Consider the following 23,870-nt stretch of genomic DNA (forward strand, 5'->3'; position numbering starts at 1 on the left):
CCCTAAGTAAGACCGGCTCCGGCTGTATCCGGGGCAGGATCGGCGACCAGCATCCGCGCTTTGCGCCACGGTCCCCATAGATAATAAGCCAGCGTCAGGATGAGCGAGGCGATGCTGGTGGCGCTGAACGCCCACCACAGCGCATCGGTGCCGAGCCAGTCGCGGGCAAATTCGGCAAAACCCACGCGCACCGGAAAACAGGCGATAAACAGGATGAACAGCGGCACCATCACAGCGCCATTGGCACGCATCGTGCTGGACAAAACCATCGACACGCCGAACAGGATGAAGCTCCATGCGACGATATTGTGGATGTGCATGGCAATCGGCACCGCGGGGCTGTCGGGCGTGAGGAACAGGCCGAGCAGCGGACGGTCCACCAAGGTCAGCGCAACCACCATCGTGCCGGTGAGCAAGACGTTAATCCCCGCGCCCGACCAGGCAATACGCTCGACCCGATCCCATTTGTTCGCGCCGATATTTTGCGCCGCCATGGCGCTCACCGCCGCGCCGATGGCGAGCGCGGGCATCTGGATATAGCTCCACAACTGGCTGGTGACGCCAAAGGCTGCGGTGGTGGTCACGCCCTGCCGGTTGACTAGCCCGATCATCACCAGCATCGACGCGGACAGGACGGTCATCGAAAGGCTCATCGGCACGCCCTTGGCGATAATGCTTTTGAGCAGCACCGGATCGGGCTTCAGATACGCCCATTCCGCCCCGCGCAAACGGATGGGCAGATCGCGCTTATAGATGATGATGATGGTCACCACCACGGTCACCAGCGCGGCGATCAAGGTGGCGGTTGCAGAGCCTGCAATGCCCATCGCGGGGAAGGGGCCAATCCCCAATATGAGGAGCGGGTTGAACAGGGCGTCCAGCACGACATTCAGCACCATGATCCAGAATGGCGTCATAGCATCGCCCATGCCGCGCAACGCACTCGACGCCAATGTCGTCAAAAAGGCGAACGGCATGAGCAGGAAAATAATGCGCAAATAGGAAATCGCGAGCGGTTTCGCGTCCGCCGGTGTCGCCAGCACATCGAGCAAAGCGGGCGTGAATATCCAGCCGAGGAGGGCCGTCACCACCGACAAGCCCGCAATTAACGCGATCGCGCTTCCCAATGCGCGGCGGGCGGCTTCGACATCGCGGCGGCCCATATTCTGCCCGACCATGATGGTCGTAGCCATCGCCAGCCCGAATATCCCCGCAAACATGAGGAACATCACCAGATTGGCGTTGGAGGTCGCGGCCAAAGCCTGTTCGCCAAGGAAATTGCCGACCCAGATCGAATTGACCGATCCGTTCAAGGATTGCAGCACATTGGCACCGAGCGTCGGCAGCGCGAAGATGAGCAATGTCTTTGCAATCGGACCTTGGGTAAGGTCGCGCTGTCCGCTTGGTTTGCTGCTCATCCGCAACAAACCATTTGTGTCTCAATGCGTTCCGCCGTCATGATGTTCGGGCAGGGCCGCCTTCTATATCGCCGACACAATGAATCTCGGGATCGACCTTAGCCTGCTGCTCCAGCTTTTGCGTTTCGGCGGTAATGCCGGGCACGAGGGCGTCGGGCGCAATGCCATAGGTGCGGATGAGATTCATTGCCCAGCGATAATGGCGCGCGCCGTCCGCACAGCTATTGCTCCCGCCATCGCCTTCTACCCAGACGGAGCGCCAGCTTTGCCCCTTTTGTTTGACGAGCAGCATCCGGAAGCTGCCCGTTATACCATTGTCGCCTTCAGCATAAGCAATCGCGCGGCTGCCGGAATGGCGGACCCGCAAATGGGTGAAGGTGAAACGCGCAGTAGGGTGGAAGCGCAACGCCGCCAATAAAGCATTGCGCTCGGCGCTCCCGACTTTGGGCGTATAGACGGCGGGCGCGCGGGGCGTTGCCGCTTGGGCAGGCAGCGACGAGGCCGTGGCGATCGCCATGCCTGCGATCCCTAGGCCCGCAATCCCTACGCCCGCAATCCCTACGCCTGCAATCCCCATGCTTGCAATCTTCAGGGCCGTTAATTTAGCAGCGCGTCGCATCCCGTTATGTCCCCTTATCCCAAGCGCGCCAGGGCAGCTGTGAGGCGCTCCACCTCGGCGGTGCGGCTGGCATGGTCCTCGCGGGCTTTTTCCACCGCTTCGGGCTTGGCCTTTTCGGTGAAAGCGGGGTTGTTGAGGCGTCCGGCAAGCGAAGCCGCATCCTTTTGCGCGGCGGCCAAAGCCTTTTCCAGCCGCGCTTTTTCCGCGCCCACATCAATCAAGCCTTCAAGCGGCACCGCATAGGTTGCGCCTTCGACCACCAGCGCCATCGACGCGCCGGCGGGGGCAGGGGCAAAATGCACCGCCTCGACGCGCCCGACCCGCTCGACCGCCGTTGCAAGCCGCGTAAAGCGCGCCTTAATTACGTCACCCGCATCCGCCGCATAGAGCGGGAGGCGCGCTCCGGGGGCCAAACCCAGTTCCGCCTTCGCGCCGCGCAGGGCCTGCACCAACGTCACCAGCCAATTAATGTCGGCGCTCGCTTCGCCATCAATCTGCGCGCGCGGTTCCGGCCATTTGGCAATGATGAGGTCATAGGGCCGCTCGCCTTGGGCGTGCCACAATTCTTCCGTGATAAACGGCATGAACGGGTGGAGCAGGACAAGGATCTGGTCGAGCACCCAACCCGCGACCGTGCGGGTTTCGGTCGCAACATCGTTCCCCTCCCGCTTGCGGGAGGGGTTAGGGGTGGGATTGGTTTCAACTGACGGTGTTTGGTCAGGCCCTCCCTCGACCCCTCCCGCAAGCGGGAGGGGAGAGAGTTGCCCCTTAATCAGCTCCAGATACCAGTCACAGAAGGTCGCCCATGCAAATTGGTAAATCGCATTGGCCGCATCATCGAACCGGAGCGCCGCGAAGGCTTCGTCCATGCGCTGCACGGTCGCTGCGACCTCGCCGATGATCCAGCGGTTGACCGCGGTGGTGACGGTCGGTGCGGCGATGGACTGGCTCGCGCCGATGCCGTTCGACTGGCAGAAACGCGTCGCGTTCCACAGTTTGGTCGCAAAGTTGCGATAGCCTTCCAAGCGGCTGTCATCCATCTTGATGTCGCGGCCCTGGCTTTCCATCGCCGACATGAAGAAACGCAGCGCGTCCGCGCCATATTTGTCGATGAGGCCAAGCGGATTGACCACATTGCCCTTGGATTTCGACATTTTCTGACCATCGGCGGCGCGGACAAGGCCGTGGAGATAAAGCTTCTTCCACGGCGCTTCGCCCATGAAGTGGATACCCTGCATAAGCATCCGCGCATCCCAGAAGAACAGGATGTCAAAGCCGGAGATCAGCACATCATTGGGGTAATGGCGGGACAGTAAATCCTTCTTAAGCCCCTCCCCTTCAGGAGCGAACTGGTTGATGCCCCCGGCATCAACCGAAACTGCCGGGGGCAGTTTCGCGTTCGCTGGGTTGGGGTGGGGGCTGTCGACAGGGACAGCGTCAGACTGACGGCCCCCACCCCCGGCCTCTCCCCTGAAGGGGAGGGGAGAAGCGTCCGGCCAACCCAATGTCGCAAACGGCCACAGCGCCGACGAAAACCATGTGTCTAGCACGTCCGGATCGCGCCTAATCCATACGTTGGGCATATAGTTCTGCGGATGATAGCCAATTATGCCAACTTTACCGCCGTAATATTCTTCCGCGATTTGAAGCGCCTGCTCTTCATTTGCAGCAACAATAATTTTGGCGTTGGGATAAGACGCTTTTGGCGCATGGGGGTATCCCTCTATTATGGCATCAATTCTGTCGTTTGTATCTGGCCCATACCAAGCCGGGATCTGATGCCCCCACCATAATTGCCGCGAAATCGCCCAAGGCTGGATATTCTCCATCCAGTGGAAATAGGTTTTCTCCCAGCTTTTCGGGACAATTTCGACCGCGCCCGAACGCACCGCTTCAATCGCGGGCTTGGCGAGCGTTTCGGCATCGACATACCATTGGTCCGTCAGCCACGGCTCGATCACCACGCCGCCGCGGTCGCCAAAGGGGGTCTGGATGGTGCGCGGTTCGGCGTCCTGTTCGACGCTTTCGCCGTCTTTATTCTTGGTGATATGCGGCACGAGCAGGCCTTGCGCCTTGAGGGCCTGCACCACATCGTTGCGCGCATCGAACCGGTCGAGGCCGAGGAAGGCTTCGGGGATGAGCCCGTCGGCGGTCTGCACAACCTTTGCATCCTGATCGAACATATTGAGCATGTCGCTCGTCTTGATGCCCGCGCGTTTGCCGACTTCAAAATCGTTGAAATCATGGCCGGGCGTAATCTTGACCGCGCCGGTGCCAAGTTCGGGGTCGGCATGGTCATCGGCAACAATCGGCACGCGACGCCCCGTGAGCGGCAAGGTCACAAATTTGCCGATAACGCTCTTATAGCGCGGGTCTGCGCCATTCACCGCAACCGCCATATCCGCGAGCATGGTTTCCGGCCGCGTGGTCGACACCACCAGATGGTCGCGACCATCGTCGAGCGTCACACCATCCGCCAGCGGATAGCGGAAGCTCCAGAAATGGCCCTTCATCTCGCGGGTTTCGACTTCAAGGTCGGAAATGGTGGTTTTGAGCTTGGGATCCCAATTCACCAAACGCTTATCGCGATAGATGAGGCCCTCATTATAAAGGTCCACAAACACTTTGACGACCGCCTTGGTAAAATGCGGGTCCATCGTGAATTGTTCGCGGCTCCAGTCCATCGAGCAACCCAGACGGCGGAGTTGCTGGGTAATCTGGCCGCCGGATTCAGCCTTCCATTCCCACACTTTGTCGACAAACTGGTCGCGCGAATAATTGGTGCGCTTGTCCTGCCGCTCTTCAAGCTGGCGCTCGACCACCATCTGCGTGGCAATGCCCGCATGGTCGGTGCCGACCACCCACAACGCATCCTTGCCGCGCATCCGTTCATATCGCACCAGCACATCCTGCAACGTATTGTCGAGCGCATGGCCGATATGGAGCGCGCCGGTCACATTGGGCGGCGGATTGACAATGGTGAAGGGCTCGGCGTCGGGGCGCTCGGGACGGAACAATCCATTGGCCTCCCAATGCTGCGCCCATTTCGCCTCGATAGCGGCAGGGTCAAAGGTTTTGGCAAGCGTGGTTTGCGATGGCGATGCGTCAGGCGTGTCAGTCATGGGCGATGCTCATAACCGGAGGAACAAAAAAGGGGAACCCAAGAGTTCCCCTTTTCATTGTTGATGCAGTGCATCAGTAGCCTATCGGTTCGGCCCGATTATTTCTTCAGATATTTGGCGAGCCAGCCGAACACTTCACTGTGCCACTGGATCGAATTTTGCGGCTTGGTCACCCAATGGTTTTCGTCCGGAAAGACGATCAGGCGCGAATCGATATTTTTGCGTTGAAGCGCGGTGAAGGCTGCCAAGCCTTGCGTGTAAGGGATACGGAAATCCTTTTCGCCGGTAATCACCAGCATCGGCGTTTTCCAGTTGGCGACATGGTTGACCGGGTTCCATTTTTCATATTCTTCCGGCGCTTCATGATAAGGCTTGCCGCCATGTTCCCATTCGTCGAACCATAATTCTTCGGTTTCATAGGCCATCGCGCGCGCGTCGAACACGCCGTCATGCTGGACAAGACATTTGAAAGCGTCCGGCCACTGGCCCGCAATCCAGTTCATCATATAGCCGCCATAGGAAGCGCCGAGCGCACACGCATTGGCGGTATCCACCTGCGCGTCGAATTTCGCCGCAGCCGCCAGCCCCAGCTTCAAATCTTCAAGCGGCTTGCCGCCCCAATCCTTGTTGATGCTGTCGGTGAAGGCCTGGCCGTAACCGGTCGATCCGTGGAAGTCGATGCTGACCACCGCATAGCCTTGGCTCGCCATCACCTTGGGGTTCCAGCGGAACGACCAGCCTTCGCCGAACGATCCTTGCGGGCCGCCATGAACGACGAACGCGACCGGCAGCTTGCCGGTTTTGCCTGCGGGCTTGGTCACCATGCCCCACACTTTGTCGCCATTGGCTCCGGCAAAGCTGAAGCGTTTCACATCCACCTTGTCGATTGCCGCATCCTGCGTCGCATTGACATTGGTGAGCCGCGTCACCTTGCCATTTTTGGCCACACGATAAAGGTCATCGGGCGCTTGGATGCTATTCAGCGTATAGAGGACCGATCCGTCCGCGAGCGCAATCGCATTATTGGCCGAGCCTTGCTTGGTAAGCCGCGTTACCTTGCCGCTCGCGACATCGACGCGGAAGGCGGGATGGTCGAGCGTATCCTGTGCGGTGACGATGATGCTTTTGCTGTCGGGCGCCCAGGCGATGCTGCCCACCGAACGGTCCCAATCTTGGGTCAGCGCGCGGACATTGCCGCTCGCGAGATCGCGCAGCATCAACACCTGCCGGTCGCTTTCATAGCCGGGCCGCGCCATTGCGGCATAAGCGAGCGTCTTGCCATCGGGCGAGGGCGAGGGGAGCGTGTCCATCGCCTTATTCGCTTCGGTCAGATTTTGCGGCGGGCCTTCCTTGGCATTGACCGCATAAATATCGAGATTGGTCGACAGCGGTTCATCGCGGTCCGCCTTGCGCAGCGTGAAGAATAAGGTTTCATTATCCGGGCTCCACGCAATTTCCTCGCCGCCGCCGAACGGTTTGGAGGGCGTATCGCCGACAAGCTGGCCGACGCGCGATTGGCCCATGCCGCTCATCTTGCCGTCGGCAAGGTCATAAACGAACAGGCGCGAGCGTTCCTTGGGATTAATCCATGTGTCCCAATGGCGCACGAACATCTGGTCATAAACGCGGCCCGAACCCGGCCCCGGTCCCGCAAGCTTGACGGTCGAACATTCCGCGTCGGGGCAGGCAATCGGACGGTCGGCCCATACCGCCATCTTGTCGCCCTTGGGGCTGATCTTGAAGCCCGATATATCATAGCCTGTTTCGCTCACTTGGGCGGGGGTGCCGCCTTCCAGCGCCACGCGCCAGATTTGCTCCGAACCGCTCTGGTTGCTGAGATAATAAAGATGCCCGTCCGGCCCGAACACGGGGTCATGTTCATTCTTGTCGGGGGCCGATGCAATCTTGACCGGCTGCGCGCCTGCTTTTTTGAGGTCGAGCAGATAGAGATCCATCTTGCCGCGATTATTGTCGAGATCGGTTTCGCGCAGTTGATACACCACCCAGCGCCCGTCAGGCGAAGCGGTCGGCGCGGCGAGCCGCTTCAACGTCGCCAGATCGGTCGGCGTCATCGGCTTGGCGAGCGCGGGCGATGCAAAGGGGAGGGCAAGGGCGAAAGCGGCAACAGTGCCGAACAAGGAGGTGCGAGTCATGGTAACGATTGTTACGACTGCCCTTGCGCACTGGCAATCGTGATTTTTGAACGGCTGGCGGTGCAAATGCGGCATCGGCCTAAACGAATCGCTGAGAGACACAGGCCGCCCGTGCCGCTTATATTCCTCCCTTGAAAAACAAGGAGAATAGCTATGCGGGTCGATGATGTAGGCAGCACGACGTCCACCACAACGAGTTCGGTCACACGTCCGGCCGTTGTTGCGCCACCGCCACCACCCGCAATCGAGCAAGCCGAGGCAATGGTCGAACAGGCGACGCCTATCGGATCAACCCGCCCTGACATTCCGCAATTGGCGGCACAGCTAAGTTCCGCAAAAACCGCGGACCCCCAAGCCGCGCGACAGATGCGCGCGGCCGTAGAATCCTACCTCACACCTGTTGAGACCGGTCAGCTTTCGCGGGAATTGACCGCGCGCGGGGGAGGCGGCGATGGAACGGATGGCTGGTCGAAAACGATCAAGGATAAGCCGCCGGCGATTCCGAGATCGCCCTATGATATTGACCGCAACGGGATTGTTACATCCAGCGAGGCTGGCGCGGTCACCCATGCCCAAATCTTGAAAACTATCGGCATGGAGCCGCCGGTCAGCCACTTGCATTTGCGCGACGCCGATTATGAGGGGATTCCCCAAGGGCAGGGCTATGATGCCAGAACCAATGAATTTCTGACCACTTATTATGCCAAAGATGTTCGGGATGTGCGCTTGTCGATTCAGGACAAGGCAACGGGATATGAAACATCCTATGTCAAACTCACCGACGAAAATGGCGCTGGACTTGGGCATGGTGGCGGGGTCGCGCAGGCCGGAAAATGGGTGTTTGTGAGCGATAGCGATAAAGTTTATGCGTATGACCGCGCGAAGATTGAGGCCGCGTTGCCCGGCGCAACTTTGACGGCCGACACTGTGACGGAAGCCGGGGCCTCCAGCTTTATGAATGTCTCGCCGGACGGGAAATATGCCTATGTCGGGGAATTCGACAGGAATGTGCTATTCAAGGAAGACACCGCTGGCTGGCCCGAACTCCACCGCTATGAAATAGATCAGGCAACCGGCGCGCTTATCAATCATCAAGGCCCGGTGAAAATCCCGAACAATGCGCAAGGTGTTGCGGTCACCGACGAAGGCCTGATTTTCACGACAAGCTATGGCAACATCAAATGGATTTCACCCAAAGAGGTGATTTTCCAGAAATTCGCTAAGGATCCTTCGGAAGGATTTGCGCTGGAAGATCGTGACGATGCAAAAACTTTAGGGGAAATTCCTTATTATGCCGAAGGCGCCAATGTCATCGGTGACAGGCTTTACGTGACCCACGAAAGCGGCGCTGAAAAATATGAGGGAAAAGACGGCTTCGGATCGATCCAGTCTTATAATCTGGATGATTTTGATTGGTAGGCGGCGTTAGGCCGACGCGCAATTGGGTGCAGCTATAGGCAGCTTCGGCGGACCGGTGGGCACGGTTGTAGGCGGTGTGGTCGGAGCCGCGGTTGGCGGCATTATCGGCAGCGGCATTATCGGCAGCGGCATTGCCGACAAAGCGGTCGACTTCGTAAAGGGCTGGTTCTAAATTGTAAGAATGGTGTTTGGCCTGATCCGTAAGAAGCCCGAAAAACAGTCGCGTCTGGCGTTATTGCTGCGCGATTATCCGGCGGCGATCCCGCCGCATCTTGGTGAAACCACCCGCACCCTGATCGGTGCGGGGCCCCGTCTTACGCCCGAACAGGCGCTGGAAAATTTCAACTGGCATAATGCCGTGCGGAGTGAACGCTTGGCGATACTGGCGGGCTTGATGGCGCATATCGGGCTGGACCAGAAGGATGTTTTTGACGCTGCCCGGCGGCAATCTGTCTTGCAAGCGCGCGACCAATGGTTGGGGCAAGAACTTCCACTGATCGGGAGCGATGCGACCCGTGACCGGCGCGCTTGGGAGGAAGAGCGCCCGGACGGTGATTATATCATCTTCTCGCTGCTGCGCGACTTTGCCATGCTGGACGAAGAGATTATGCTACGCGCGGTTCCGGGCGCGATGATGGTTTTGGACACGGACAAATATGACGCCGATATGGCGCATTATATGCGGCCCTGCATCGGCGGTCTGGTGGACCGCCTCTACCCCGACAATCGACTCATTCAGGATTTTGCCGGAAGCTGGTTCGACTTTTATCAGGAAAATTCGGTGCCGCGCCTGTATGAGCCCGCGCCGCGTGAACTTCCCGGTGGATATCTGGCGGAATTGATGGATCGCTATGTTGCGGCAGGCTGACTTTCTCGGAATTCATTGAACGGGCTTTGCGTTGATTGAACGGGCGGATTCCCTGCTATGGGCATCGTGCAACGCCGTAAATGCCAAGATAAGCCTGTCCTACAGATGCGCCATATTACAGGCTCAGCGGATGACCCAACCCCTTCAAGGTTATTGCGAGCGCCGCAAGGCGCGCGGCAATCCAGACCCAAGTCAAGCAACACTGGATTGCCGCGTCGGCTTCGCCTCCTCGCAATGACGATGAGGGGGTGGGCGCAGCAACCCAAATGAGGCCAATCACCCCATGTCTATAGCCCGTTTTCAACCGGGCTATCACGCCATCCTCCCGCCCCGCGCAGACGCTTCATACCATATATGGTGGTCGGAAAATTCGCCGATTTGCCTGAACTTTGCGAAGCTAAGGGGGTGTTTTTGGCAGATTTGCGGGCTTTTATCGCAATGTCTGTTTGAACCACAATATATGGTATCAAAGCGCTTGCCTGCGCAGTTACAGCGTGACCAATCCGCTCGCGACCGCAAGGCCCAAAAAGGCGAGGAAGCCCATGCTGTCGGTAATCATCGTCACGAAAATGCTGCTCGACACCGCCGGGTCCTGATCGAGCCGGTCGAGCAGCACCGGGATAATCACGCCCGACAATCCGGCCATCATGATATTGGTGAGGATCGCCACCGCGATGACGCCGCCCAGCATCGGGTTTTGGAACCACAACCACGCGCCGACCCCGGCCAGCAGCGCGATGGTCGAGCCCATAGCGAGCGCCACGCGCATTTCGCGCATCACCGCGCGCAAACTGTTCGATTCGGTCAACTGGTTGGTGGCAAGGGCGCGCACCGTGACCGCCAGCGTTTGCGTGCCTGCATTGCCGCCAATCGAGGCGACAATCGGCATCAGCACTGCCAGCGCGACCATATGTTCAATGGCCCCGCCGAACAGCGAGATAATCGACGATGCGATGAGCGCGGTCCCCAGATTGGCAATGAGCCAACGCACGCGGCTTTTATAGCTTTCAAAGACCGGTTCGTTAATATCGCCTTCGCCTGCACCGGACAGGCGCAAAATATCTTCGCTCGCCTCTTCCTGGATGATGTGGACCACGTCATCGACCGTAATCATCCCCACAAGGCGGCCCGACCCGTCGATAACCGCGGCGGAAATCAGCGCATATTTCTGGAACCGCAGCGCCACTTCTTCCTGATCCATATCGACCGGAATAAGCGTTTGTTCGCGCTTCATTACATCGGAAATCGCAATGTTGCGGGGCGTGCGCAAAATCCAGCTAAGCTGGCAGAAACCGACCGGACGGTGCATCGGGTCGACCACATAAATTTCCCAGAAATCGGTGGTCATATCGCCATCTTCGCGCAGCCGGTCAATGACCTGACCTACCGTTGCATGTTCGGGCACCGCGATAAGGTCGCGCTGCATGATACGGCCTGCACTGTCTTCGGGATAGGACAGCGCATCTTCGATTGCGATACGGTCTTCAGGCGCAAGTTCGGCAAGGACGGCCTGCTGGTCATCCTCGTCCATTTCCTCGATGATCGCGACCGCATCGTCGGTATCAAGCTCGCTCGCCAGTTCCGCAACCTGCGCTGCGGGCATATGTTCGAGAACATCCTCGCGGACATAATCATTCATTTCCGCCAGCACTTCGGCGGAAACAAGATCGCCCAACGCTACCGCAAGTTCGGTGCGCTCCTCTTCGGACACCAGTTCGAACAGGTCGGCAATGTCGGCGTCATGCAGCGGGCGGACAAGGTCGCGCGCGGCTTCATCATCGCCTGCTTCGACACGGGCGAGGACTTTGCGGACGAATTTCGGTTTCAGCCGGTCATCATCGTCGAAATTGCTTTCGGGCGGGCTGGCGACGTGGTCGTGGGTGCGGTCGAGCGTCGCCGTGTCGGCGTCGGCCTTGCGGTTCAGCGGATCATGCGGCTGCAGGTCGGGACGGTCTGGCTGCATCGACTGTCTCCTTCCTGGGGCATGGCGGTAATCCTTTTCGCTTTCACGCTCGGTTGCGTTGCGCATCATTGCATATCGGAAGCGTGCCCTAAGCGGGTGACAGGCGAAAGGCAACTATTTTGGTTGCAGGGGGTAGCGGATGGCGGATGAGTCCTTATGTAGCGGGCAAGCTTATGCCGCATCATTTCTACTTCGGAATAAAGGATATAAAATGACCGACCAGACCCTGACCCTGTCGCTGTCGACCGGCGATGTTGTGATTAAATTGCGTCCCGACCTTGCCCCCGGCCATGTCGAGCGCATCACCCAACTCGCCAAGGAAGGCTTTTACGACGATGTTGTGTTCCACCGCGTCATTGACGGCTTCATGGCGCAAGGCGGCGATCCGACCGGCACCGGCATGAGCGGCTCCAAGCTTCCCGACCTCAAGCAGGAATTCAACGCCGAACCGCATGTGCGCGGCACTTGCTCGATGGCGCGCGCGATGAACCCCGACAGCGCCAACAGCCAGTTTTTCATCTGCTTTGACGATGCGCGCTTCCTCGACAACCAATATACGGTGTGGGGCAATGTGATTTCGGGCATGGAGGCGGTTGACGCGCTCCCCAAGGGCGAGCCGCCCGCCAATCCGGGTAAAATTTTGAAAGCTAGCGTCAGCGAATAATTGCTTTCGCGCATTTGTTAAGCTTACAGCAAGGCGAGGCCGCTACATGCGGCCTCACTCTGCAAATAACCGCCGCTGTTGATGGTTTCTTTTTGGAAATTTATCAGGAGCGGCGGTTTTTTATTGGCGCAACGGGCTAGGCCTAAGCGCACCTAATGTATGCGTCACACACTTTCACTGACCAGCCAGTCGTGAAAAGTTTTTACCGCCGGATTTTTAAGCGCCCGCGGCCTGCAGATAAAATAATAGCTATACGGGCTTTCGACCTCGAAATCGAACAGGCGGACAAGGCGCGGGTCGTGCGAATCGGTTAAATGATGCCCCAGCATGAAGGCGACCCCGACCCCTTGGGCAGCGGCCTCCAGCATCAGCGGGCCGGAATCGAATTCGTCAATGCTTTGCGGTTCAAGATAAGGCTGTCCTATCGCTTTGCGCCATTCGTAAAAAGTGTCGGGCATTTCGCTGTGGATCAGCACCGACATCCGGCCAAGCTGTTCGGGCGCGGTGATGCGGTCCGGCCCTTCCGCATATTTTTTGGCTGCAATGGGAAAGACAAAATCTTGGTCGAGCTTGATCGAATAGACCGCCGGGTCAATATCGCGGGCAAGGGTGATGGCCGCATCTACCCCTTCGCCCAGCCGCGCCTCGCCATTGCCCAATGTTTCGACATCAATATGGAGATTGGGATGTTTGGCGCGCAAACCGGGGAGGTGGGGGAATAATCGTTGGCTGGCAAAAAGCGGCAGGACGTTGAGCCGCAACCGCAAATTTTCCTGCCCGCCAATCACGCTGTCAATCGCGGCATGGACCTCGTCGAGCGCCGGCCCCAACCGCGCGAGCAGGGCCTTGCCGGTTTCGGTGAGTTTGAGCGATTGATGGTGCCGGTCGAACAGCGAATGGCCGATGGCTTGCTCCAGCCCCTGCACCCGGCGCGACAAAGCGGGCATCGACAGATTCAGTTCGGCTGCGGCGGCTTTAACCGACCCCAGCCGCGCAACCTGAATAAATGCTTCAAGCCCTGTGAGGGGCGGGAGCCGTCTCATCCATCTCTACCTTTTTACTTTATTTGCAAATTTTGCATGAGCGCATTGCAAATAACGGGTTCTTGTGCGGGTGCAAACAGGAAGTGAATGACCGTTTCCTGCCATTTTCTGTGTAATGCGTATAGGTTGTAATTGCAAAAACTGCAATCGCGATTTTGTTCTTCGCACTTGCACAATAACCGAGTCTCGACCATATGGGACGGGCCTTTCAGGCATCCTCTCCTATAAAACTTTCAACGGGTCGCTCTTCGGAGCGGCCCTTTTTTTGTCAGTTCAAGATGCGTCGCAAATCGCGTTGTGCGCGATGCTTGCTATTTTACGCCCATAATATCGTCTTTGTTTCGGGCCTTTTTTCCGCTTCGCTCGTTATCTCTCTCGAAACAGGGGGGCGGGCACCCTATGTTGCCTTTCAGCAACTCGAAAAAATAGCCACAAAAGATGGAACGGAGCGAATGGCCGATAGCGAAAATGAAAAGCCGGTAGCGGGCGGAGAAAAAATCCAGGTAGCCAATGCGCGCCCAGAAGATAGCGGTCGCGGTCTTGCCCGCTTACCCCGCGCCTTCATGCAGAAATTAGGGCTGGTCGAAGGCGACCTTATCGAAATTGTCGGTAAGCGCACCACCGCCAGCCGCGCGGTAATGCCTTATACCGAAGATGAAGGCATTGATGTGATGCGCCTCGACGGCCTCCAGCGCGCCAATGCGGGCGTTGGTTCAGGCGATTATGTCGTCGTGCGCAAGGCCGAATCGAAAGCAGCGCAGCGGGTCGTGTTCGCCCCCGCGCAGCAAAATCTGGTGCTGCAAGGGTCGGGCGAGGCGTTGAAGCGCACCTTTATCGGACGCCCGATCATGGCCGGTGATGTGGTCGCCACCCACGGGCAGCAGCGCGTCGATCAGGGCAATATGCCCCCCGAACTACGCCAGATGCTCGCCGCGCCGACCTTTGCCTTGCAGGAAATACGGCTTGTCGTTGTATCGAGCTTGCCCAAGGGCATCGTCCATATCGACGCCGATACCGAGGTTGAACTGCGCTCCGAATATGAAGAGCCGTCCACCGCGCGCCGTGCCGATGTGACCTATGACGATCTGGGCGGTATGGCTGAAGCCATCGACCAGCTTCGCGAAATGGTCGAGCTGCCGCTGCGTTATCCTGAACTGTTCACCCGCTTGGGCGTTGACCCGCCGCGCGGGGTGTTGCTGCACGGATCGCCCGGCACCGGCAAGACACGGCTTGCGCGCGCGGTCGCTAATGAAAGCGACGCGGAATTTTTCCTCATCAACGGTCCTGAAATTTTCGGCTCGGCCTATGGCGAATCCGAAAAGAAATTGCGCGATGTGTTTGAACAGGCGCAAAAATCCGCGCCGTCGATCATCTTCATCGACGAAATCGATTCGATCGCGCGCAAACGCGATCAGGTTCAGGGCGAAACCGAAAAGCGTATCGTGGCGCAACTCCTGACCCTCATGGACGGGATGGAGGCGCGTGCCAATGTGGTTGTCATTGCCGCCACCAACCGTCCCGAAGCGATTGACGAGGCGCTGCGCCGCCCGGGCCGCTTCGACCGCGAAATTGTGGTCGGCGTGCCGGACGAACGCGGGCGCAAGGAGATTTTGGGCATCCACACTCGCGGTATGCCTCTGGCCGATGATGTGGATTTGGGCGAGCTTGCCCGCACCACTTACGGCTTTGTTGGGGCCGATCTTGCTGCCCTTGCGCGCGAGGCCGCCATCGAAGCGGTGCGTCGCATCATGCCCAAGCTGGATTTGGAAGAACGCAGCATCCCGCCCGAAGTTCTGGAAGATGTGCGCGTCACCCGCGATGATTTCCTGAACGCCGCCAAACGCGTCCAGCCTTCGGCCATGCGCGAAGTGATGGTGCAGGCCCCGGACGTCAAATGGTCGGATCTTGGCGGACTGGACGATGCCATCCGCAAGCTTAAAGACGGGGTGGAATTGCCGCTCAAGGATCCCGGCGCGTTCCGCCGCCTCGGCATCCGTCCGGCGAAGGGCTTTTTGCTCTATGGGCCGCCCGGCACCGGCAAGACCTTGCTCGCCAAAGCGGTCGCACGCGAATCGGAAGCCAATTTCATGGCGACCAAATCGAGCGATCTCCTGTCCAAATGGTATGGCGAGAGCGAGCAGCAGATCAGCAAATTATTCGCCCGCGCGCGGCAGGTTGCGCCTTGCGTCATCTTCATTGACGAACTTGACGCGCTGGTGCCGGCGCGCAAATCGGGCGGTAATGAACCGGCTGTGACCGACCGTGTGGTCAACACTCTGCTCGCCGAAATGGACGGGCTGGAAGAGTTGAACTCGGTGGTCGTGATTGGCGCGACCAACCGGCCCAACCTGATTGATCCGGCATTGCTGCGACCCGGTCGCTTGGACGAGCTTATCTATGTGCCGGTGCCCGACGAGAAGGGGCGGCGCATCATTTTGGGTATCCACACTAAGAAGATGCCGCTCGACAAAGATGTCGACCTTGACGCGCTGGCCACGCGCACCCCGCGCTTTACCGGGGCCGATCTGGAAGATCTGGTCCGGCGCGCAGGGATGGTGGCGTTGCGAAATTCCTTGAAATCCAAAAAGGTGACGATGGAGGATTTTGAAGAGGCGCTCAAAGAAACCCGCGCATCGGTCACGCCCGAAATGGAGAAGGAATATGAAGCCATTGCGGGCCAGATCAAACAAAATGCGTTGCGGCTCGACCCCATCGGGTTCGTCGCGCCCGGCCAGTTGAAACCGGTGCGCGAGGAAAAACATCCCGCAGATGATGTGAGTTCTTAAAGCCGACTATCTCCCCTCCCGCTTGCGGGAGGGGTAGGGGGTGGGTAGGCCCTATCGCGCCTTCAACGACATCCAGCCCCATATGGCCATGATGAGGCTGAGCGCGGTAACGCCGCCAAACAGCCACCAGGCATGGAGCGAATAAATCCACACACCGATGGCTGGTGCGACAATATAGGCCGCCCCGTTAATCGAGGCGACCATGCCCGCTACCGCGCCTTGCTGGTCGCGCCCCACGGCGAGCGATGCGCCCGCCGTAAATCCGGGGCGGAACAGGCCAAAGCCCAATGACGCAACGGCATAGCCAATCATGATGCTGTGGAGTGTGGTCGCGCTCCCGACCATTACCGTGCCGAGGCCACCCAACAGGCCGCCCCAGATCACATTGGCGCGCGCGCTGGGGTTGAGCATCGGAATGATGCCCCATTGCGACAATAATGTCGCGCCCGCGCCCGACATCATGATGATGCCCAGCGCTTGTGCGGCTTCGGCGGGTTGCTGGCGCATATGCAGCCGGTCGAGGACGAAGAAGCCGATAACCCCGATCAGCACCGCTTGCGCATGGCCGCCGATAAGGCCTGCAACCAGCCAAGGGCGGATGCGGCGGTCGCTCCATGCAAGGTCGGTTTCGCCCTGGTCGGGGGCTGCAAGCTCTGCATCCTCCAGCGCATCGTCCTCGCTGTCGGCAGCGGGCGTCGCATTGGCGCTCCCGCCGCCCGGATAGGTCGCCACCACTCCGCGCGCTTCAAAACGCGGGGCGTCATCCGGCAAAATGATACGCAGCCCGATAAGCACCATGATCCCGATCACCGCAAAGCTGAGCAATGGCCCCGATAGACCCACCACCGGAAAGATAAGATAAGGCGCAATCGCCGGGCCAATCACCGTGCCGAGGCCGAAGGAGGAGGATAAAAGCGCCATCGCTTTGCTGCGGTCATCGGCTTCGGTGCGTGCGGCGACATAGGCTTGGACGGCAGGCGGGGCCGCTGAGCCGAACCCGCCATAAAGGCTGCGGAACAATGCAAACAGGATGAAGGTCAGCCCTGCGCCCATCCATCCTTGCAAACCACCGAACAGGGCCGCTCCGCACAGGCCCATTGACGCGGAAAAACCGATAAGGCCAAGCGCCATCAGCATCCGTCGCCCGCGCCGGTCCGACATACGCGCCCAATAGGGTGCGGTCAGAACCCATAATAAGGCCGACCAGCTAAACGCCATCGCCACCCATACGTCCGGCACTTTGAGCGCGGCCCCGATGGAGGGGAGGATGGATTGCATCGCGGTATTGCCGGCCGCTGCCACCATCATCACCAGAAACAGGATGACCATGCGGTCCCTGCGGATCGACGACGGGCCTAAGGACGGACGGTCGCGGGGCGGCTTACCCATCGCTATATTTGGTCCAGCCATAGTTGCGCACCATGTCCGCAACCGTCAGTTGATAGCTTTCATACCAAAGCGCGCGACCCTGTTCGCGGATTTCGCTGTGGCGCGGATGGTCGCGCCAATTACGCGCGGCCTCTTCGTCGGCCCAATAGCTCACCGTAATACCAAAGCCGTCCGGCCCGCGCGCCGATTCGATCGCGATATAGCCGGGCTGTTTGGCGGCGAGCTGTTCCATCTCCTGAGCCGCGGCCTGATAGCCCGCCTCATCGGCTTTGGTCCGCTGCGATGAAAAAATCACGGCGATCATGCTGGCCTCCCTTCCAAGCTTGGTGCGGACAGAAGGCATAGACAATCCGTGCAATGCAGCAACCCTGTCGTCGCAAATAATCCGTATATTGGTTGCATCCGCGCCTTTTTTTTGCGACGGGAACGACATTATAAACAATGACGCGGGTAGCCGATGACTTTGAGTAAAGCCGATACCAACCCGGAAACCCGGCGTATTTCAGCGCGGATTATGCGGGCGATGGGGCCATGGGGCGTTTTTCTCAAAGGGTTTATCAAGCATCCGGTCATGGTCGGCTCGATCATTCCGTCGACGCGGGTGCTGATCGAACAGATGCTGGAGCCGGTGGATTGGCAAAATACCAAGCTGTTCGTGGAATATGGCCCTGGCGTCGGCACTTTTTGCCGCCCGATTCTTGAAAAGATGCGGCCCGATGCCACGCTCATCGCGATTGATCTGAATGAAGATTTTATCGACTATCTAAAGCGTGACATCAAGGACAGCCGCTTCATTCCGGTTCATGGTTCGGCAACCGATGTCGCCGAAATCATCAAGGCGCATGGCTTTGACCATGCCGACTATGTTGTCTCCGGCCTGCCTTTTTCGACCCTTCCGGCGGGTGTTGGCGACATTATCGCCAAGGAAACCGCACAGGTTATCCGCCCCGGCGGTGCGTTTCTCATCTACCAGTTCCGCGCCAAGGCCCGCGATTTTGTTGCGCCTTTCTTCAAGCGCATCGACAAGGGCATGGCCTGGTGGAACATCCCACCTTGCTTCCTGTTCTGGGCGTGGAAAGACTGACGGGGCGGTTTAAGCCTCAGCCCTTAATCCCGAAATTCAACCGCCGCGTGACGCCATAATCCATGACGGCGACGATGAAATAAGCGAGACTCCAGCGCAGGCGGTTCAATGGCGTCAATTTGCGCTTATGCTCCTTGCGCGTGATGATATCGCTATAATCGGCGTGGATGCCGATAAAGGCGCGCATTTCCTGCGCAAGGCTTGCATCGTCAATCCGCAACATCAATTCCATATTGATGAACAGGCTGCGCATATCGAAATTGGCGCTACCGATATAGGTGATCGAATCGATGACGATCAGCTTGGTGTGCAGTTGGCACGGGGCAAATTCGGCAATTTTGACACCGCGCTTTAGCAAATAGCCATAAAGGATGCGCGCCGCACCAATGGTGGCGCCATTGTCCGATTTGGACGGCAGTATAATGCGCGCGCCTTTGCCATATTTGGCCATGCGCGCGATGCGGCGCAACATGCCTTGCCCCGGTGCAAAATAGGCTTCGATCATATCGAGTTGCTGGCCGCGTTCCATATCGGCCTTGATCGCTTTGGCCCAAGGATTGAGCCGCCGCGTCGGCCCGCCGACATACCAGTGGAGCGCGCCTTTCTGGCACGAGGGCGAGGAATAAGCGAAGCGTTTGCGCGCCCGCTCCGGATCAACACGGTCCCAGCTGTGGATAAGATAGCGCAGGCTCTTCCAATTATTGCCGCGCGTGCTGACCCAGCGATTGAGCTTGCGATAATAATCGACCATCGGCGCGACGGCGGGGCCGGTAATCTGGAGCCCCAGATCCTGCCAGCCTTCGGTGTCGGACACGGGCGCAAAATAATCATCGGCAATATTGAACCCGCCAATGACAAGCGTACGGTCGTCGGCAATCAGCAATTTCTGGTGGTTGCGGATCAGATATGTCACGCGCCATTTGGATGAAAACACATGATAATCTCCGCCTGCATGACGGAAAGGTTCGAAAAAGGCCGCTGGTGTCTGGTCGGAGCCGAAACTGTCGATGATAAGCGATACCGAAACCCCGCGCTCCAGCGCCGCCATCAACGCCGCCATCACCGCGCGGCCAGAAGCATCATCGCAAAACATATAATAAAGCAGGCGCAGCGAATGGCGCGCATCGTTGATAATGGCGAGCAATTTGGTCAGCCGCTCCGGCCCTCCGGGGAGGAAATCCAGCCCATTGCCGTCGGTTTCATGCTGCCAACTGCGGGTCAGCGCAGCGCTGCCTTTGATGGCGGGCGCATGGTCAGGTCCCTTGAGAAGATCAAGATCGGGAACGAGAGGGGAGGGAGTCTCCTTGTCCATCGCGACCCCCATGCCAAACACCGCCGCTTGTGCCAAGGTCTGGAAATTTTTGACGCGCCTTCCTACATGCAAAGATGCGCGCGGGAAGGGCGCGGTTTTCATTGACTCTGCACCGCTAAATTGTTAGCGGGCAGCCTTTCCGAAACAACGGACCTTCGCAAGAAGGCGATATTTTTTCAAGGAAGCGAACGATATGGCTCGCGTTACAGTCGAAGATTGTGTCGACAAAATCCCTAACCGGTTCGATCTGGTCTTGCTTGCTGCGCAGCGTGCGCGCGAGATTTCGGGCGGCGCCGAACTGACGCTTGACCGCGACCGGGATAAAAATCCGGTGGTCGCGCTGCGCGAAATCGCCGAGCAGACCATTCGCCCCGATGATCTGGAACATACGCTGGTGTCGGGCTTGCAGAAGCTGCAGATTGACGATGATGATACGCCCGATGAAATCGGTTCGATCAGCCGTTCGGCAGAAGCGCTGCGTTTGACTGCTGCTGCACCGCCGCGCAACACCAATATCGGTGCGGATTATGACGGCTAAGCCCGTCTTTTCGTAAGAATATTTGAAAAGCCCGGTCTGATATTCAGGCCGGGTTTTTTCATATTTGCTCAAGTTCGACGACGCGCACGCTTTTATCTTTGATGAACGGCGCGAGGATATGGCGGATGCGGCCTGACCGGTTGGACGCGGTGGCGAGATTATAGATGCTGTTCGCTACCACATCGGCAATCTGGATGCCCGCGCTGCGCCGACTGTCGGCGACGCTTATATGCGCCCAGCTACCGAGATGCTGCTGCAAGCCGCGCTGAAGGCTTTGGAGCAGTTCCGCATCATAGCGACCTGCGTCGATGATAATGTCTTGCGCGGCCTTGCCGGTGCTTTCCATATCCTGCCGCCAGCGGTCCAGAATGGTTTCGAGCAGGCGTTGATAGACTATTATATCTTCCGGCAGTTTCCCGCCCGGGCCCTCAAGCTTGTCCCGCCGGACGACGCTCACCCAGGCGCGGCCTTGGAAGCGGTGGAAAATTTCAAAGAATAAGGCGCGCTCGACAAGGCCGATGCGGCTGCCTTTCAACTCGCCGCGCAGGCCCGTAACATCACGATAGCGGTCGAGCAATGCAACCGCGCTATCGGACGGCAACGCAATGGCCGCAAAGCACATTGCGCCTGCGGGCAATCCACCGCTTTCATCGCAGTAAATGGTTATGACAAAGCCTCCCGACTGCGGCTCAGCGCATCATAAGGAAGGCTTGTCATAGGGCAGTCAAATCGTGCGCAAGGCCACGACTTATTTGAGCAGGCCGCGGAAGCTCACCTTGCCGCTTTGGCCGACAGCGATCGGCTGGGCAAAGGTCCAGCGCACATGGGTCACATCCGCGCCCGTAGCCGCGCGATCGCCGACTTTGAGCGTTTCCAGTTTGCCGAACGTCTTGCCGCCATCCACCGACACGATGATGTTGGCATCGGTCGACCCGACATATTGCACCTGCGCGGGCAGGGGGTTGTTGATGATAAAGCCCGGCGCGGGCGCTGTCGTGTTGTTCACATATTCATGCACGAACAAAACGGTATCGCCCGGTACCACTACAGTGGTCGGTGCCAGCGTAACCTTCTTTTTACCCGCAGCATCAGTGGTCGTTTTTTCAACAAAGGACGAAGAGGTAATCTTCGGCCGTGCATCTTGTGCAAAGGCTGGAGCGGCCGCGAAAAGCGCGGCGCCTGCAAATGCCGCAATGGCGGCCTGCCCGAAAAAGCTGTTCATCTTCATGCTCGTTACCCCGATGATTGGATGCCCCCTGCGTTAGCCTTGTCCGTACCCGCAGGAAATCCCCGATTTGTAAACCAATGTCATGCCGTTTGGCGGCACATTTCTTATAGTCCTGTTTAGCGTAAAACTGGTGAATGGGCTCTTAATACCGCTTTAACCTTTTCTTTACCAATAAGGCCGGATCGCCCGTGTGGCATCCGGCCTTATGGTTAAATATGCGCGCGCTTTCATGCGATGAAGGCGCGGGCGCTATCTCAAGTTCCTTGCGGGCGGATATCGCCGAACGGGTCGCGCGGGCGCTTGATCTTCGGGATCGAGCCTGCATGGCCGCTAACCGGCTGGATCGTGGCCTTCTTGCCATGATCGCGGTCAATCGGATCGCCCGCAATCGCCTTTTTAGCTTCATCGCCGGACAGGGTTTCATATTCCAGAAGTGCGCCCGCCAGGCGGTGCAGTTCGTCAATATTTTCGGTCAGCACTTCGCGGGCTTTGGCTTCGCCTTCTTCGACCAAGCGGCGGACCTCCTGGTCGATGAGCCGCGCGGTTTCTTCCGATACCGTTTGCGAACGGGCAACCGAATGGCCGAGGAACACTTCGTCCTGATTGTCGCGGTAGCGCAGCCAGCCAAGCTTTTCGCTCATCCCATATTCCATGACCATCGCGCGCGCCATGTCGGTCGCTTGCTGGATGTCATTGGACGCGCCGGTGTTGAGTTCATCCAAGCCATAGATGAGCTGTTCGGCAATACGGCCACCGAATGCCAGCGCAAGCCGCGCCTTCATCTGCTTCATATTCATGCTGAAGCGGTCGCGTTCGGGAAGGTTCCACGTGACGCCGAGCGCACGCCCACGCGGGATAATCGTAACCTTGTGGAGCGGATCGCAACCTTCGACATGCAGCGAGACCAACGCATGGCCTGCTTCATGATAGGCGGTCGCTTTCTTTTCATCTTCGGTCATGACCATAGAGCGGCGTTCCGCGCCCATCATCACCTTGTCCTTGGCCTCTTCAAATTCTAGCATGGCGACAAGGCGCTTGCCCTTGCGCGCGGCCAGAAGCGCCGCTTCATTGACGAGGTTCGCCAAGTCCGCGCCCGAAAAGCCCGGCGTGCCGCGCGCAATCGTGCGGACATCAACGTCAGGGGCGAGCGGGGTTTTCTTCATATGGACCTGAAGAATTTTTTCGCGGCCTTCAATGTCGGGGCGCGGCACGACCACCTGACGGTCGAAACGACCCGGACGCAGCAGCGCAGGGTCAAGCACATCGGGGCGGTTTGTCGCCGCGATGATGATGATGCCCTCATTGGCTTCAAATCCGTCCATTTCGACGAGAAGCTGGTTCAGCGTCTGTTCGCGCTCGTCATTGCCATTGCCAAGCCCTGCGCCGCGATGGCGGCCGACCGCGTCGATTTCGTCGATAAAGACGATGCACGGCGCGTTCTTTTTGGCCTGTTCGAACATATCGCGCACGCGGCTTGCGCCGACGCCGACGAACATTTCGACAAAGTCCGACCCTGAAATGGTGAAGAAGGGCACGCCCGCTTCGCCCGCAATCGCGCGCGCCAGCAAGGTTTTACCGGTGCCGGGTGAACCGACGAGCAAGGCGCCTTTCGGAATTTGTCCGCCAAGGCGCGAAAATTTCTGCGGGTTTTTGAGGAATTCGACGATTTCCTGCAATTCCTCGCGCGCTTCGTCGATGCCTGCGACATCGTCAAATGTCACCTTGCCTTGCTTTTCGGTGAGCAATTTGGCTTTGGATTTGCCAAAGCCCATCGCACCGCCCGCGCCGCTCGATTTCTGCATCTGGCGGAACACGAAATAGCCGACGCCCAAAATGAGCAGGAAGGGGAGGGCCTGCACCAGCAAAATCATGAGGATGCTGTTACCTTCCGGCGCTTTAGCCGAATAGGTCACGCCCTTTTCATCAAGCTTTTTGGTCAGTTCCGGATCGCGGATCGGGACGGTGGTGAAGGGCTTGTCGTCCTTCAACATCCCCGAAATCGAATTGTCGTTCATCACGACCGATTGCACCTGACCTTCGGCAACCTTCTTTTTGAAGTCCGAATAAGGAATGGGTTCCGCGCCCATGCGCGTGCCGCCACTGATGAGCGAGGTCACCAGAAATAAAGCTACCAAGAGACCCGACCAGATCAGCAAGCCCCGAATGAGGGGGCTGGGTTGCTGCTGCGGGTCTTTGTCGTCGTTCATCGCTTTGTCCACTCGTTTCCGGCGCGCGAAACGCACGCACTTTCATGGGTGAATGTA

17 protein-coding genes and 1 pseudogene are annotated in these 23,870 nt (G+C 58.5%); 6 read left to right on the forward strand and 12 right to left on the reverse strand.

What is annotated here, in order from left to right; genetic code table 11:
• Positions 1-2: 2 nt before the first annotated feature.
• The 4 genes and pseudogenes from DMP17_RS01715 to DMP17_RS01730 all read right to left on the reverse strand — a co-directional run bounded on the left by DMP17_RS01715 (position 3) and on the right by DMP17_RS01730 (position 7,387).
• Positions 3-1,418, reverse strand: a complete 1,416-nt coding sequence (locus DMP17_RS01715; RefSeq protein ID WP_337827356.1) for an MATE family efflux transporter — start codon at positions 1,416-1,418, stop codon at positions 3-5.
• 37 nt (positions 1,419-1,455) lie between these two features.
• A complete protein-coding gene (locus tag DMP17_RS01720; RefSeq protein WP_337827357.1) occupies positions 1,456-1,935 on the reverse strand; it encodes a hypothetical protein in 480 nt (159 codons plus the stop codon).
• Between the two features lie 131 nt (positions 1,936-2,066).
• Positions 2,067-5,159: pseudogene (locus DMP17_RS01725) on the reverse strand (valine--tRNA ligase); the annotation flags it as partial.
• A 98-nt stretch (positions 5,160-5,257) separates the two neighbouring features.
• Entirely contained in the window at positions 5,258-7,387 is a 2,130-nt protein-coding gene (locus DMP17_RS01730; protein WP_337827359.1) for a S9 family peptidase, read from the reverse strand.
• 78 nt (positions 7,388-7,465) lie between these two features.
• Between DMP17_RS01730 and DMP17_RS01735 the strand changes: the two genes are divergently transcribed.
• Complete coding sequence (locus DMP17_RS01735; protein ID WP_337827360.1) at positions 7,466-8,731, forward strand: YncE family protein; 1,266 nt, start codon at positions 7,466-7,468, stop codon at positions 8,729-8,731.
• Between the two features lie 181 nt (positions 8,732-8,912).
• On the forward strand, positions 8,913-9,599 hold the full coding sequence (locus DMP17_RS01740; protein WP_337827361.1) for a hypothetical protein: 687 nt from the start codon (positions 8,913-8,915) through the stop codon (positions 9,597-9,599).
• A gap of 487 nt (positions 9,600-10,086) precedes the next feature.
• Here DMP17_RS01740 and mgtE read toward each other — a convergent pair whose 3' ends face one another.
• On the reverse strand, positions 10,087-11,631 hold the full coding sequence (gene mgtE, locus DMP17_RS01745) for a magnesium transporter (RefSeq protein ID WP_337827362.1): 1,545 nt from the start codon (positions 11,629-11,631) through the stop codon (positions 10,087-10,089).
• 142 nt (positions 11,632-11,773) lie between these two features.
• Here mgtE and DMP17_RS01750 point away from each other — a divergent pair, with 142 nt between their 5' ends.
• A complete protein-coding gene (locus tag DMP17_RS01750) occupies positions 11,774-12,226 on the forward strand; it encodes a peptidylprolyl isomerase (RefSeq protein ID WP_337827363.1) in 453 nt (150 codons plus the stop codon).
• A 164-nt stretch (positions 12,227-12,390) separates the two neighbouring features.
• On the opposite strand, the gene DMP17_RS01755 is transcribed toward DMP17_RS01750, so the two are convergent.
• On the reverse strand, positions 12,391-13,269 hold the full coding sequence (locus DMP17_RS01755) for a LysR substrate-binding domain-containing protein (RefSeq protein ID WP_337827364.1): 879 nt from the start codon (positions 13,267-13,269) through the stop codon (positions 12,391-12,393).
• Between the two features lie 452 nt (positions 13,270-13,721).
• Between DMP17_RS01755 and DMP17_RS01760 the strand changes: the two genes are divergently transcribed.
• Positions 13,722-16,055, forward strand: a complete 2,334-nt coding sequence (locus DMP17_RS01760) for a CDC48 family AAA ATPase (RefSeq protein ID WP_337827365.1) — start codon at positions 13,722-13,724, stop codon at positions 16,053-16,055.
• A 51-nt stretch (positions 16,056-16,106) separates the two neighbouring features.
• Here the strand turns inward: DMP17_RS01760 and DMP17_RS01765 are convergent, their stop codons facing one another.
• Entirely contained in the window at positions 16,107-17,384 is a 1,278-nt protein-coding gene (locus DMP17_RS01765) for an MFS transporter (RefSeq protein WP_337827366.1), read from the reverse strand.
• A 52-nt stretch (positions 17,385-17,436) separates the two neighbouring features.
• Positions 17,437-17,748, reverse strand: a complete 312-nt coding sequence (locus DMP17_RS01770; protein ID WP_337827367.1) for an antibiotic biosynthesis monooxygenase family protein — start codon at positions 17,746-17,748, stop codon at positions 17,437-17,439.
• Between the two features lie 159 nt (positions 17,749-17,907).
• Here DMP17_RS01770 and DMP17_RS01775 point away from each other — a divergent pair, with 159 nt between their 5' ends.
• Positions 17,908-18,528: a class I SAM-dependent methyltransferase gene (locus DMP17_RS01775; RefSeq protein ID WP_337827368.1), complete on the forward strand. Its 621-nt coding sequence runs from the start codon at positions 17,908-17,910 to the stop codon at positions 18,526-18,528.
• 16 nt (positions 18,529-18,544) lie between these two features.
• Here DMP17_RS01775 and DMP17_RS01780 read toward each other — a convergent pair whose 3' ends face one another.
• Positions 18,545-19,942, reverse strand: coding sequence for a phospholipase D-like domain-containing protein (locus DMP17_RS01780; RefSeq protein ID WP_337827369.1), 1,398 nt, complete (start codon positions 19,940-19,942; stop codon positions 18,545-18,547).
• Between the two features lie 91 nt (positions 19,943-20,033).
• Here DMP17_RS01780 and rpoZ point away from each other — a divergent pair, with 91 nt between their 5' ends.
• Positions 20,034-20,378, forward strand: a complete 345-nt coding sequence (gene rpoZ, locus DMP17_RS01785) for a DNA-directed RNA polymerase subunit omega (RefSeq protein ID WP_337827370.1) — start codon at positions 20,034-20,036, stop codon at positions 20,376-20,378.
• 58 nt (positions 20,379-20,436) lie between these two features.
• Here rpoZ and DMP17_RS01790 read toward each other — a convergent pair whose 3' ends face one another.
• From DMP17_RS01790 to ftsH, 3 genes are all read right to left on the reverse strand, one after another.
• On the reverse strand, positions 20,437-21,045 hold the full coding sequence (locus DMP17_RS01790) for a DUF3800 domain-containing protein (protein WP_337829748.1): 609 nt from the start codon (positions 21,043-21,045) through the stop codon (positions 20,437-20,439).
• A gap of 81 nt (positions 21,046-21,126) precedes the next feature.
• Positions 21,127-21,606, reverse strand: coding sequence for a hypothetical protein (locus DMP17_RS01795; RefSeq protein WP_337827371.1), 480 nt, complete (start codon positions 21,604-21,606; stop codon positions 21,127-21,129).
• Positions 21,607-21,860: 254 nt separating this feature from the next.
• Positions 21,861-23,813, reverse strand: coding sequence for an ATP-dependent zinc metalloprotease FtsH (gene ftsH, locus DMP17_RS01800; protein WP_337827372.1), 1,953 nt, complete (start codon positions 23,811-23,813; stop codon positions 21,861-21,863).
• Positions 23,814-23,870 lie beyond the last annotated feature (57 nt).

This window comes from Pseudonocardia sp. TMWB2A (assembly GCF_017312135.1).